Below are 12,265 nucleotides of genomic sequence, written 5' to 3' on the forward strand. Positions count from 1 at the left end.
GAGGTTTATTCGGCGGTGAGCTGGTTGTCCTTGACCACCTTGCCCCAGCCGGTGAAGTCGGACAGCAGCAGCTCCTGCGTTTTGCCCGGGGTGAGGTAGGCGGGAAGAATGCCAATCTGCTCGAAGCGTTGGTTTATCTCGTCGCTGGCCAGAATCTGCCGGGATTCTTCGCTCACGCGGTCAATGATGTTCTGCGGCGTGTTTTTCGGCGCCACCAGGCCGCCCCAGGAGGATGCTTCGTAGCCGCCAAAGCCCTGCTCGGCCATGGTGGACACCTCGGGCAGCACCTTCACACGCTTGGGCGTGCCCACCGCCACTGCCTTCAGCCGGCCCCCCTTGATTTGCGGCAGGGCCGTGACCATGTCCGCATAGATCACCGGTACCACGCCGCCCAACGTGTCGTTCATCGCGGGTGCGCTGCCCTTGTAGGCAACGTGCTGCATGTTGCTGAAGCCCTTGGACTTCATCAGTTCCATGCTCAGATGCCCCGAGCTGCCGGCTCCCGAGCTGGTGTACATCAGCGGTTGCGCGCTTGCCTTGGATTTGGCGAACAGCGACTTCAGATCGGTCAGGTCGGGCAGCGAGTTTTTGTTGACCGCGATCACGTTGGGCAGGTCGTAGATCTTGGTGATGGGGGCAAAACTGGTCGCGGGATTGAATGTGGCTGTCTTGAAGAAATGCGGCGCCAGGATGGTGGGCGTCACCATCATCATGAAAGTGTAGCCATCAGCCGGCGTGTTCATGAACTGGCCCGCCGCCACCGCGCCCGAGGCGCCGGGCTTGTTGTCCACCACGATCGGTTGCCCGAGCCGCTTGCTCAGCGCCTCGGCATATACGCGGGCCGCGGAATCCGTGGGGCCTCCCGCTGGGAATGGCACCACCAGCTTGATAGGTCGATCGGGCCAGTCTGCAGCCGACGATTGCAGGGTGGTGGAAGCCAACAGCAGACCCATGGCCGTAAGCGCCGAGGTGCGCAAAAATTTTGAACGTGTCAGTGTCATTATGTCTCCTTGAATATCCAGTTTGTGTTGTCTGCTCGCTGGTGGTTTGGTGATTCTTTCAGACAAGATCGCCATTGACAACGACAGCATTGATGTACACCATGGTCAAAAATATTTGACATGAAGTGACCGTCATACATGGACCTGCTCGCACTGACCATCTTTGTAGAAATCGTGGACGGGGGAAACCTCAGCCAGGCTGCCCGCGCCTTGAACATGTCACGCGCTAATGTCAGCTATCACGTCGCCCAGCTGGAGAAGTCGCTGGATGCCGAGTTGCTGCGCCGTACACCGCAGGGTGTGGAGCTGACCAATATGGGCCAGCAGGTCTACGAGCATGCCAGGAACATCGTTCATGAAGCAGCGCTGATGCGCGATGCCGTCAGCGCGAGCGAAGACCAGCTGACAGGGAAGATCGGCCTGAGCGCGCCTACCGGTTTCGGGCAGCTGGTCATGGGGCCTTGGCTAATTGAGTTCAAGAAGAAGTACCCCGGCATCATCCTGGAGGTGCGGCTGGAGAACTTCATCGACAACCTGGTCAAGGACGGAGTGGATGTTGCAATCCGCGTGACCCCGGAGCCTCCCCCCATGGTCGTGGCCCGGGATTTGGGGCCTGTTCACTACACCTTGTGCGCTTCCGCCGAATGGGCTGCCCGGGAGCGTTTGCCACAGAATTTGGGGGAGCTCAGGCGCACGCCCATCATCACATCGGGCGGGGTGAGCGGCCGTGTGCGCATGACTGCCGCTCAAAATGGCCATGAAGAGGAGATCGAGTTTGTTCCGACCCTCATGTCGCGCAGCTACCCCTTTGTGCTCGATTGCATTTTGAGCGGCATCGGCGTGGGCTTGGTGCCCGACTATGTGATCCGGCCGCGTCTCCAGACAGGTGAGTTGGTGCAGGTGCTTGCCGAATATCAGTTCGGCATCGACGGGAACCACCTGTACCTGATGTACATGCCCAACCGCTATCAGTCGCGCGCCGCCATCACTTTCATCGATTTCTTGACTGACAAGATGGGGCTTCTGCGGATGGTAAGGAGATCTGGCGTTTGAGTGGTTGTGGCAGGGACGGGGGTTTGGTCACGGTAGCTGTGTTCAGCCAGAAGGCCGCATGAAGCCTCAGTTTTCACCCGGCCCGGGTTTCTGGATACCACCAAAAGTACCACCATGCTGTCAGGCTTGCCTTTGCAGCGTCTGAAACGCGTTGCGCAGCAGGCTCACCACCTCGGTCAAGTCCAGGGGCTGCAGACGGTTCTTTTTCAGGAAGGCCGCCCACTGAGCCTGTTTCATCGCGTCCAGCGCGAACGCATCGCTCAACCCTGTGGGAATGGTTTTGGGCATCGCCAGTTGCCGCCGTGAGAATGTGGCCTCAACGGCTCGGCAAGGCGCAAGCTGATGGCCTGCCTAGGACAGGTGCGCGTGCAGGGGGCGTAATGCCCCACGAAACCGGGCAATTGCCCTGGCGCAGCGCCTGCTGGGCGCCCTGCACACGCCCAAACTGCTCAACGTGAGTGCTATTTGAGCTCACACATCGCCGTGGCACAGCCAGAACCGATTCGTGAAGAGCTTCTCTAGCAGTAGCGCCCCTATGTACTTTGACAGCCTCTAGCGCGCAGCTTAAAATGTGTACACAATGATTCACAACTAAGGAGTTCGACCATGGAAGCCACAAAGGTAGGAATCCGCGAGTTCCGAGCGGACTTGGCCGAGTACATCGCGGCTAGCAGCCCTGTTGCTGTGACTCGCCACGGACAGACAGTCGGCTACTTCATTCCCGTACACGGTCAAGCCGAGGCGGACTTGGTGGCGCTGAAGAAAGCCAGCCAGTCACTCGATAAGCTGCTGTCTGCGCAGGGTGTGGATGTAGAGGACATCGTTGCCGACTTCAAGAAAGCCCGCAAGAAGAGCACTACCGCCGCCAGTGCCAAAGCCAAATGAGCAGCGCGGCCATCGTTCTGGATGCCAACATCCTGATCCGCGCTGTCCTGGGTAAACGTGTCCGTGAACTGATCCAGGCGCACGCAGCCTCCGTCAAGTTCTTTGCCCCTGATGTGGCGTATGCGGATGCACGGAAATACCTGCCCGCGCTGCTGACAAAACGAGGCGTTGAACCAATCCCTGCCATGCTGGTGCTCGATGCTCTTGAGCGCATCGTTCACCCCATGGATATGGAGGTTTATGGAGGACTCCAGCAGCAGGCGCTGCGCCGCATCGAGATGCGAGACGCCGACGACTGGCCTGTACTGGCGTGTGCGATGGTGCTTGGTTGCCCCGTTTGGACTGAGGATACAGATTTCTTCGGTACTGGCGTCGCAACGTGGACAACCGACCGGATTGCGCTGTTTTTAGGTAGCTAAGGGCTTTGTTGCACAAATCCAGTTGCAGGCGTGATAACCCCAACCCAAGACGTGGCTATGCCACAGCCGCCACGGGTACCGTGGTCGGGCATCCCAACTGCGTGCAGCGGTTGGGCAAGGCCACGCGCACGTGCAACTCTGCTACCTGTCGCTCAAACGTGCGTGCCATCATCCGTTCCCCCCAACCGTTTGAAACAATGCATCTTTGGGACCCCATACCCGTCAGCCTCACCACACACCCGTGATAGATGGGGCGCAGGCAACCAATCGTTTTGGCTGGCCGTGGCAGTCGCCCATCATCAATTCCTTCAAGGCCCTTGGAGGACGCCTAAACCACGCGACACACACTTTCGCAAGGTCAATCGAGCCCGCCGATTGGGAGTCAAGCAGCGATTCGGCAAGCGCGGAATCATGCTCAAGGTAAATGTCCCCGACCCGCTGTAGCTCGTTGATGTCGGACTTCCGTTCAGCCAATGGTTTCTGAAGCATCCAGCGCGGCACGTCCAGCGGGTGTTCATCTTCCTTGAAGGCCATGCCCATGATGGGTGCCATGAAGTCAATCAGCCAACCTTGGCATTCGACCCACGCATGAAATGACTGTCTGTCACTTTCTGGCCCGTCACCCATGCGGTCATACATGGCGACGGTTGAGCTTTTCTCGTCAACCATCATCCCCATGAATCCGGCGCTAATCGTGGCGGGCAGCTTGTAGTGCTCCCGAAGGATCAACGTCCCCGCGATAGTGAACAGGATGCAGGCCCGATGCGTGCGGGCAACCTCACTTGCATCAAGAACGCTGTAAACGACCTGATAAATGCGCTGGTAGTCCGGCAGAGGGAGCAAGGGGCGTTTGTGCTTCATGCTGCCACCTTACTCCGAGTCGTTGGTCCTGCAACGTCACCACTGCAATCAATTGCAGACACCCCAAACCACGCGAAGCCTAGCGGGTTAACTTTGGGCGGGTGTTTGGGTGGGAATGCAACCCACCAAAGAAAAAACCCTAAGTGAATCAATCACTTAGGGTTGTATATGGCGGAGAGGGCGGGATTCGAACCCGCGGTGGGGATTAGCCCACACACGCTTTCCAGGCGTGCGACTTAAACCGCTCATCCACCTCTCCGAAGCCCACGATTATAGCCACAGGTCAGGGGGTGTTGGGGTTTGCGGCCTGGCTGGCCCCAAAAAAACCGGCTTCAACTGGCCTTCTGGGTCTGAACCATCTTCATGGCGGAACCAATCAGTGCCGACACCTCGGTCATGTTGCTGGGAACGATGAGGGTGGTGGTGGCGTCGGTGGCCACCTTGCCATAGGCTTCCACGGCTTTTTCGGCCACCTTGAGTTGCACGGCCTGCTCGCCGCCGGGCTGGCGGATGGCGGCGGCCACGCGTTCGATGGCTTCGGCATTGGCTTCGGCCACGGCCTTGATCGATGCGGCTTCGCCCTGTGCCTTGTTGATGACGGCCTGCTTTTCACCCTCGGAGCGGGCAATGAAGGCCTCGCGCTCGCCGGTGGCGATGTTGATCTGTTCCTGGCGGCGGCCTTCCGAGGCGGCGATCAGGGCGCGCTTTTCGCGTTCGGCGGTGATCTGGGCCTGCATGGCGTGCAGGATTTCCTTCGGGGGCGTCAGGTCCTTGATTTCGTAGCGCAGCACCTTCACGCCCCAGTTCAGCGCGGCCTCGTCGATGGCCTGCACCACCTGGGCGTTGATGATGTCGCGCTCTTCAAAGGTCTTGTCGAGTTCGAGCTTGCCGATCACGCTGCGCAGCGAGGTCTGGGCCAGCTGGGTGACGGCCATGATGTAGTTGCTCGATCCATAGCTGGCGCGCATGGGGTCGGTGACCTGGAAGTACAGGATGCCGTCCACCTGCAGCTGCGTGTTGTCGCGGGTGATGCAGATTTGGCTGGGCACATCGAGCGGGATTTCTTTCAGGCTGTGCTTGTAGGCCACCTTGTCCACAAACGGCACCAGAAAGTTCAGGCCCGGCGTGAGCGTGCCGGCATATTTGCCCAGCCGCTCTTTCACCCAGGCGTTTTGCTGGGGCACGACCTTGACGGAGCGCGCAATGAAGACGACGGCGATGGCGAAGAGGATGAGGGCGATTTCCATGGGGGCCTTTCCGGGCGTTGGGTATGGGCGGTGGTTTCAGAGCGGGTCCACCAGCAGGCGGCTGCCCACCAGTTCGGCCACGCGGTGCATGCCGGTGGAGGGCGTGACGCCGGGGCGATGGATGGCGGTCCACTGGGTGCCGCGGTATTTCACCGTGGCGGTGCCGTCGGCACTCCAGCTGTCGATCATGACGGTTTCGCCCACATCCAGGTTCACGCTGCGGTCGGCGCGGGCAGGCGGGTCGCCAGGGCGTTTCTTCTTGAACTGGTGCCATGCGACCACCGCACCGCCGCCCACCACCGCGGCCGTGATGATCTGCACGGTCAGCGGCAGGCCCAGGTGGGCGGCCAGCGCTGCGGCGGCCAGCCCCACCGCCAGCATCAGCAGATAGAAAGTGCCGGTCAGCAGCTCGGTGACCACCGCCACGCCTGCCAAAAGCCACCAGATCGTGGATTCCTCCATGCCGACTCCTTGTTCGTCTTTAGTGCACCACATTCTGGGTCAAAAGAATGGCGCTTCAAAGGCGCGTCATGCTTATTCCTTACACTTCGCGCCTGTTTCGTTTTTTGGCCGGGCATGGCACGGTTGCACGGAGGCTGCACATGAAGTTTCGCTTTCCCATCATCATCATCGATGAGGACTATCGTTCCGAGAACACCTCGGGCCTGGGCATCCGCGCTCTGGCGCAGGCCATCGAGGCCGAGGGCTTCGAGGTGGTCGGGGTCACCAGCTATGGCGATCTGAGCCAGTTCGCCCAGCAGCAAAGCCGCGCCAGCGCCTTCATCCTGTCGATTGACGATGAAGAATTCACGGCGCAGGAGGGGCTCGATCCCATCGTGCTGAGCCTGCGCAACTTCATTGGCGAAGTGCGGCGCAAGAATGCCGAGGTGCCCATCTACGTGCACGGCGAAACCAAGACCAGCCGCCACCTGCCCAACGACATCCTGCGCGAGCTGCACGGGTTCATCCACATGTTCGAGGACACCCCCGAATTCGTGGCCAAGCACATCATCCGCGAGGCCAAGAGCTACCTGGAAGGCGTGCAGCCGCCGTTCTTCAAGGCGCTGCTCGATTACGCCGAAGACGGCTCGTACAGCTGGCACTGCCCAGGCCACTCGGGTGGCGTGGCGTTTTTGAAGAGCCCCGTGGGCCAGATGTACCACCAGTTCTACGGCGAGAACATGCTGCGCGCCGACGTCTGCAATGCCGTGGAAGAGCTGGGCCAGCTGCTGGACCACAACGGCGCCATTGGCGAATCGGAGCGCAATGCCGCGCGCATCTTCAATGCCGACCACTGCTTCTTCGTGACCAACGGCACATCCACATCCAACAAGATGGTGTGGCACCACACGGTGGCGCCGGACGACGTGGTGGTGGTGGACCGCAACTGCCACAAGTCCATCCTGCACAGCATCATCATGACCGGCGCGGTGCCCGTGTTCATGAAGCCCACGCGCAACCACTTCGGCATCATCGGGCCCATCCCGCAGAGCGAGTTCGAGCCCGTGGCCATCCAGGCCAAGATCAAGGCCAACCCCCTGCTCAAGGGCGTCGATCCGAAGAAGGTCAAGCCCCGCGTGCTCACGCTCACGCAGTCCACCTACGACGGCGTGCTCTACAACACCGAAACCATCAAGGCCATGCTCGATGGCTACGTGGACAACCTGCACTTCGATGAAGCCTGGCTGCCGCACGCGGCCTTCCACCCGTTCTATGGCAGCTACCACGCCATGGGCAAGAAGCGCATGCGGCCCAAGCACTCGGTGACCTACGCCACGCAGTCCATCCACAAGCTGCTGGCGGGCATCAGCCAGGCCAGCCATGTGCTGGTGCAGGACTCGCAGACCACCAAGCTCGACCGCCACCTGTTCAACGAGGCCTATCTGATGCACACCAGCACCAGCCCTCAGTACAGCATCATCGCCAGCTGCGACGTGGCGGCCGCGATGATGGAGCCGCCCGGCGGCACCGCGCTGGTGGAAGAGAGCATTCTCGAAGCGCTGGATTTTCGCCGCGCCATGCGCCAGGTGGAGGAAGAGTTCGGCAAGAACGACTGGTGGTTCAAGGTCTGGGGGCCGGAAAAGCTGGTGGACGAAGGCATTGGCCGGGCCGAGGACTGGATCATCCGCAGCGACAGCAAGAGCAAGAAGAACGGCAGCAAGTGGCACGGTTTCGGCCAGCTGGCCGACGGCTTCAACATGCTCGACCCGATCAAGTCCACCATCGTCACGCCGGGCCTGAGCCTGGACGGCAAGTTCGACAAGACCGGCATTCCGGCGTCCATCGTGACCAAGTACCTGGCCGAGCACGGCGTGGTGGTCGAAAAGACGGGGCTCTACAGCTTCTTCATCATGTTCACCATCGGCATCACCAAGGGCCGCTGGAACACGCTGCTCACGGCGCTGCAGCAGTTCAAGGACGACTACGAGAAGAACCAGCCCATGTGGCGCATCCTTCCCGAGTTCTGCCAGCAGCACAAGCGCTACGAGCGCATGGGCCTCAAGGACCTGTGCCAGCATGTGCACGAGATGTATGCCAAGTACGACATCGCGCGCCTGACGACCGAGATGTATTTGTCGGACCTCACGCCGGCCATGAAGCCCAGCGACGCGTTTGCGCACATCGCCCACCGCACCACCGAGCGCGTGGAGATCGACCACCTCGAAGGCCGCATCACCGTGGGCCTGGTCACGCCGTACCCGCCGGGCATTCCGCTGCTGATTCCGGGCGAGGTGTTCAACCGGAAGATCGTGGACTACCTGAAGTTCGCCCGTGAATTCGCCAAGCTGTGCCCGGGCTTCGAGACGGATATCCACGGCCTGGTCGAGGTGGAGGATGAAAGCGGCCAGGTGCGCTATTACGCCGACTGCGTGGCCGAGAAATTCGCCAGACAACCCAAGCCGCTGACCACTTCCGACAATCTGGTGCAGATGGGCGACGATGGCCCTTACGGCCGCAATGTGTGACGGCTCCGGCGGCCTTTGCGGTCGCTGGATTTTGGGTTGAACTGGCTGCCAGCCGCTCGCCCGTTCAACCCGTTCACTTCACTGGGCCGGCATGTCCTCGCGCACTCGCACAAAGCTGGCAAAGCGCGGCAGGCCGCCGTCGTGGGTGCCGCGAAAGCGGTAGGTCACCCAGCTGCCGACGGGCGGCGGGCGTTCGCGGTCGGCATCGCTGAAGCCTGCACCCAGCCGGAAACGCTGGCCGGTGGGCATTTCGACCAGCAGCGCACCCATGCGCCCGGCGTGTCTGCCCTTGCCGGGCAGGTGCGCGACCACGCGGGCCTCGGTGTCCTCGTGCGTCTTGAGCTTGATGAGATCGTCGCTGCGGCCCGCGCGGTACAGCGATGCGCCCCGGTGCAGCATCAGCCCCTCGCCACCGGCGCGCACGGTGCGGGCCAGCAGCGCCTGCAGCGCTGCGTCGCTGGCCACGCGCCGTTGCGGCACGGCCTGCACCCAGGGCTGGCCCAGGTGCTCGACGAGGGCGGCCAGGGCCGGCAGGCGCTGGTCGAATGTGCCGCCATGCGCGGGCAGGTCAAACACCATGAAGCGCATCTGGCGCCAGGCCGTGTCGTCGGCTTGTTGCTGGCGTGCGGTGGACTGGGCGTGGCTGAAACGCCCGCGCCCGGCCCACAGCTCGCCGTCCATCGGCACCTGGGGCCAGCCGGCGGTGAACCAGGCGGGGGCCTGCACCGTCTCGCCACCCCGGGTGCGCAGCGTGCGGCCATCCCAGAAGCCGCGCACGCCGTCGTATTTCTCGCTCACCCAGTAATCCTGCAGCGCCAGGCCGGGGCGATAGACCTGGGCCAGCAGCAGGGCGGGTGCCTCTGCGGCCAGCGCGGGCAGGGCAGGCAGGGCGGCCAGCGCCAGCAGGGCGAGGCAGCTTCTGCGGCGCATGGTGCGATGGATCATTTGGCTGCTGGCGCTTGATTGGTAAACGCTAGCAGCCGATTTGACCAAGAATACCGGCGCGCGGTATTCAGACCTGGTCGGCGCTCAGGCCTGCCGTCTGGCTGAAGCCGCCGTCCACATAGCTGATCTCGGCCGTCATGCCGCTGGCCAGGTCGGACAGCAGGAAGGCTGCCACGTTGCCCACGTCCTCGATCGTCACGTTGCGGCGCAGGGGCGCGGCGTCGGCCACGCGGCCCAGCAGCTTGCCGAAGTCCTTGATGCCGCTGGCCGCCAGGGTCTTGATGGGGCCGGCGGAGACGCCGTTGACGCGGATGCTGCGGCCGTCTTCGGTGCGGCCCACGGCCTCGGCCAGGTAGCGCACGCTGGCTTCCAGGCTGGCCTTGGCCAGGCCCATGGTGTTGTAGTTGGGAATGCTGCGCAGCGCGCCCAGGTAGCTCAGCGTGAGCAGCGAGGACTTGTCGTTCAGGTAGGGCAGGGCGGCCTTGGCCATGGCCGGGAAGCTGTAGGCGCTGATGTCGTGCGCAATGCGAAACGCTTCGCGCGAGAGGCCTTCGAGGAAGTTGCCGGCAATCGCCTCGCGCGGCGCAAAGCCGATGCTGTGCACGAAGCCGTCGAATTGGGGCCAGGTCTGGGCCAGGTCGGCGAACATGCGGTCGATCTGTTCGTCGCTGCCCACGTCGCAATCAAAGATCAGCTTGGAATCAAACTCGGCGGCAAAGTCGGTGATGCGGTCCTTGAAGCGCTCGCCCACGTAGCTGAAGGCCAGCTCGGCGCCCTGTGCGTGGCAGGCCTTGGCGATGCCGTAAGCGATGGAGCGGTTGGACAGCACGCCCGTGATGAGCAGTTTCTTGCCGGTCAGAAAACCCATGGTTTTTCTCCTGTGGAATGCGATGTGGGGGTGAACGGCGTGGTTACTGGGGTCGGCCCCGCAGTTTGCGCAAAGGCCCCGCCGACGTAGGGCAGAATTGTCGCATGCGGTTTTGGTTGATTTTTTCGATGTGCTTGTGTGCGGCGCCAGCCTGGGCTGCGCATGCCTATGCGCTGTGGGGCGCGCCGCGCTACCCGGCCGGGTTCACGCATTTCAGTTACGTGAACCCCGATGCCCCCAAGGGCGGCGAGCTGCGGCTGGTGAGCAACCTGCGCACCTCCACCTTCGACAAATACAACCCGTTCACCATCAAGGGCAGCGCGCCGGCCTACCTGTCGGCGCTGATGTTCGACTCGCTGCTGGCGGGCTCCATGGACGAAACCGCCACCGGCTACGGCCTGCTGGCCGAGGATGTGGAGGTGGCCCCCGACGGGCTTTCGGCCACGTTCCGCCTGCGGCCCGAGGCGCGCTTTCACAATGGCAAGCAGGTGGCGGCGCAGGACGTGAAATACAGCTACGACACCCTGGTGGGCCCGTTCACGTCGCCCGCCTACAAGACCACGCTGATCGATGTGGCGGGGGTCGATGTGCTGGACGAGCGCACGGTGCGCTACCGCTTCAGGCAGCCCAACCGCGAGCTGCCGCTCACCGTGGGCGGCCTGCCGGTGTTCAGCCGCGACTGGGGCATGGAGAACGGCCAGGCCAAGCCCTTCGACCAGGTGGTGATGGACATCCCCATTGGCAGCGGGCCCTACAAGATCGGCCCGGTGCGCTTCGGCAAGGACATCACCTACGTGCGCGACCCGGGCTACTGGGCCAAGGATTTGAACGTGCGCAGGGGCACGGCCAACTTTGATCGCATCACCGTCAAGATCTACAAGGACGCCACGGCGCGGCTCGAAGCCCTCAAGGCCGGCGAGTTCGACCTGATGCGCTTTTTCAGCGCGGGCGATTGGGCGCGGCGCGTGAATGGCAAGAAGTTCGACACCGGTGAACTGGTCAAGGGCGAATTCGCCCACAAGCTGCCCTCGGGCTTCCAGAGCTATGTGCTCAACACGCGCCGCCCGCTGTTGCAGGATGTGCGCGTGCGCGAGGCGCTGGGCCTGGCGATCGACTACGAGTGGATGAACCGCCAGATGTTCTACGGCGCCTACCAGCGGGTCAACGGCCTGTTTGGCAACACCGCCTGCGAGACCCGCGGCACGCCGTCGCCGCAGGAGCTGGCGCTGATGGGGCCGTTTCGCAAGGACATCCCACCAGCGGCTTTTGGCCCCATGACCGTGCCACCGCGCACCGACGGGGATTCGTCGCTGCGCGCCAACCTGCGCCGCGCGCAGCAGCTGCTGAAAGAAGCGGGCTGGGAGGTGCGCGATGGTGCCCTGCGCAATGCCCAGGGGCAGGCCATGGTGCTGGAATACATGGACAGCAACGAGGGCGGCGTGCGCACCGTCACGCCCTGGATGCGCAGCCTCGAAAAGCTGGGCATCACGCTGCGTTTCCGCTCGGTGGACTTTGCCCTGTACCAGCAGCGCCTGCAGAAGTTTGACTTCGACATCACCTCCATGGCCTTCCAGGGCACGCACAACCCGGGCCAGGAGTTTGCCGACCTGTTCGGCAGCAAGGCCGCCGACACCGAGGATTCGGGCAACTTCGCCGGCGTGAAGAGCCCGGCCGTGGACGCCATGATCAAGGCCATGACCGCGGCCAGGACCGCGGCGCAGCTGCTGCCCGCCTGCCATGCGCTGGAGCGCATCATCGCGCACAGCCACTACCTGCTTCCCCAGTGGACGGCGCCCACCCACCGCATGGCCTACAACGGCTGGCGCCTGGCCAGACCCGCCACGGTGCCGCCCTACACCAGCGGCGAGGGCTGGGTTATCGACACCTGGTGGGCACGCCAATGATGCCCCCACGCTCCACCGTTGCGCGGGTCGCTGTTCCCCGAGGGGGCTGGCCTTGCTGGTGGCGGCCCGGCGCGGCGGCCGCCACCACCACTGCTGAAAACAAGGGTTGATCGAAG

12 protein-coding genes, 1 tRNA gene and 1 pseudogene are annotated in these 12,265 nt (G+C 62.9%); 5 read left to right on the forward strand and 9 right to left on the reverse strand.

Annotated features, from left to right (window positions below):
• Window positions 1-5: 5 nt before the first annotated feature.
• A complete protein-coding gene (locus BLW02_RS00975; protein ID WP_425285632.1) occupies window positions 6-953 on the reverse strand; it encodes a Bug family tripartite tricarboxylate transporter substrate binding protein in 948 nt (315 codons plus the stop codon).
• Between the two features lie 186 nt (window positions 954-1,139).
• Here BLW02_RS00975 and BLW02_RS00980 point away from each other — a divergent pair, with 186 nt between their 5' ends.
• Window positions 1,140-2,054: a LysR family transcriptional regulator gene (locus tag BLW02_RS00980; protein ID WP_092696604.1), complete on the forward strand. Its 915-nt coding sequence runs from the start codon at window positions 1,140-1,142 to the stop codon at window positions 2,052-2,054.
• A gap of 120 nt (window positions 2,055-2,174) precedes the next feature.
• Here BLW02_RS00980 and BLW02_RS19875 read toward each other — a convergent pair whose 3' ends face one another.
• Complete coding sequence (locus BLW02_RS19875) at window positions 2,175-2,318, reverse strand: hypothetical protein (RefSeq protein WP_159433758.1); 144 nt, start codon at window positions 2,316-2,318, stop codon at window positions 2,175-2,177.
• 342 nt (window positions 2,319-2,660) lie between these two features.
• On the opposite strand from BLW02_RS19875, the gene BLW02_RS00985 reads away from it, so the two are divergent.
• Together BLW02_RS00985 and BLW02_RS00990 are read left to right on the forward strand one after the other, a co-directional pair.
• Window positions 2,661-2,939 carry a prevent-host-death protein gene (locus BLW02_RS00985; RefSeq protein WP_092696605.1) on the forward strand — a complete coding sequence of 93 codons (279 nt, stop codon included), beginning with the start codon at window positions 2,661-2,663 and terminating at the stop codon, window positions 2,937-2,939.
• Window positions 2,936-3,358 carry a PIN domain-containing protein gene (locus tag BLW02_RS00990; protein WP_092696606.1) on the forward strand — a complete coding sequence of 141 codons (423 nt, stop codon included), beginning with the start codon at window positions 2,936-2,938 and terminating at the stop codon, window positions 3,356-3,358. Before BLW02_RS00985 ends, BLW02_RS00990 begins: the two co-directional genes overlap by 4 nt.
• Window positions 3,359-3,413: 55 nt before the next feature.
• On the opposite strand, the pseudogene BLW02_RS19460 reads toward BLW02_RS00990, so the two are convergent.
• From BLW02_RS19460 to BLW02_RS01010, 5 genes and pseudogenes are all read right to left on the reverse strand, one after another.
• Window positions 3,414-3,564 (reverse strand): annotated as a pseudogene (locus BLW02_RS19460) (IS5/IS1182 family transposase); the annotation flags it as partial.
• A 22-nt stretch (window positions 3,565-3,586) separates the two neighbouring features.
• Complete coding sequence (locus tag BLW02_RS00995) at window positions 3,587-4,219, reverse strand: DUF2026 family protein (RefSeq protein WP_092696607.1); 633 nt, start codon at window positions 4,217-4,219, stop codon at window positions 3,587-3,589.
• Window positions 4,220-4,388: 169 nt separating this feature from the next.
• Window positions 4,389-4,478 (reverse strand) — tRNA-Ser (locus tag BLW02_RS01000).
• 73 nt (window positions 4,479-4,551) lie between these two features.
• Entirely contained in the window at window positions 4,552-5,466 is a 915-nt protein-coding gene (locus tag BLW02_RS01005) for an SPFH domain-containing protein (RefSeq protein ID WP_026437361.1), read from the reverse strand.
• A 36-nt stretch (window positions 5,467-5,502) separates the two neighbouring features.
• Window positions 5,503-5,928, reverse strand: a complete 426-nt coding sequence (locus tag BLW02_RS01010) for an NfeD family protein (RefSeq protein WP_092696608.1) — start codon at window positions 5,926-5,928, stop codon at window positions 5,503-5,505.
• 140 nt (window positions 5,929-6,068) lie between these two features.
• Between BLW02_RS01010 and BLW02_RS01015 the strand changes: the two genes are divergently transcribed.
• Window positions 6,069-8,432: an arginine/lysine/ornithine decarboxylase gene (locus BLW02_RS01015; protein WP_092696609.1), complete on the forward strand. Its 2,364-nt coding sequence runs from the start codon at window positions 6,069-6,071 to the stop codon at window positions 8,430-8,432.
• Window positions 8,433-8,510: 78 nt separating this feature from the next.
• Here BLW02_RS01015 and BLW02_RS01020 read toward each other — a convergent pair whose 3' ends face one another.
• Together BLW02_RS01020 and fabI are read right to left on the reverse strand one after the other, a co-directional pair.
• Window positions 8,511-9,362, reverse strand: coding sequence for a DNA ligase (locus BLW02_RS01020; RefSeq protein WP_092696738.1), 852 nt, complete (start codon window positions 9,360-9,362; stop codon window positions 8,511-8,513).
• A gap of 82 nt (window positions 9,363-9,444) precedes the next feature.
• Window positions 9,445-10,245 carry an enoyl-ACP reductase FabI gene (fabI, locus tag BLW02_RS01025; RefSeq protein WP_092696610.1) on the reverse strand — a complete coding sequence of 267 codons (801 nt, stop codon included), beginning with the start codon at window positions 10,243-10,245 and terminating at the stop codon, window positions 9,445-9,447.
• 104 nt (window positions 10,246-10,349) lie between these two features.
• Between fabI and BLW02_RS01030 the strand changes: the two genes are divergently transcribed.
• Window positions 10,350-12,149, forward strand: coding sequence for an extracellular solute-binding protein (locus tag BLW02_RS01030; RefSeq protein WP_092696611.1), 1,800 nt, complete (start codon window positions 10,350-10,352; stop codon window positions 12,147-12,149).
• Window positions 12,150-12,265: the final 116 nt, after the last annotated feature.

It is taken from the genome of Acidovorax soli (assembly GCF_900107605.1).
GTDB classification, from domain to species: domain Bacteria; phylum Pseudomonadota; class Gammaproteobacteria; order Burkholderiales; family Burkholderiaceae_C; genus Acidovorax; species Acidovorax soli.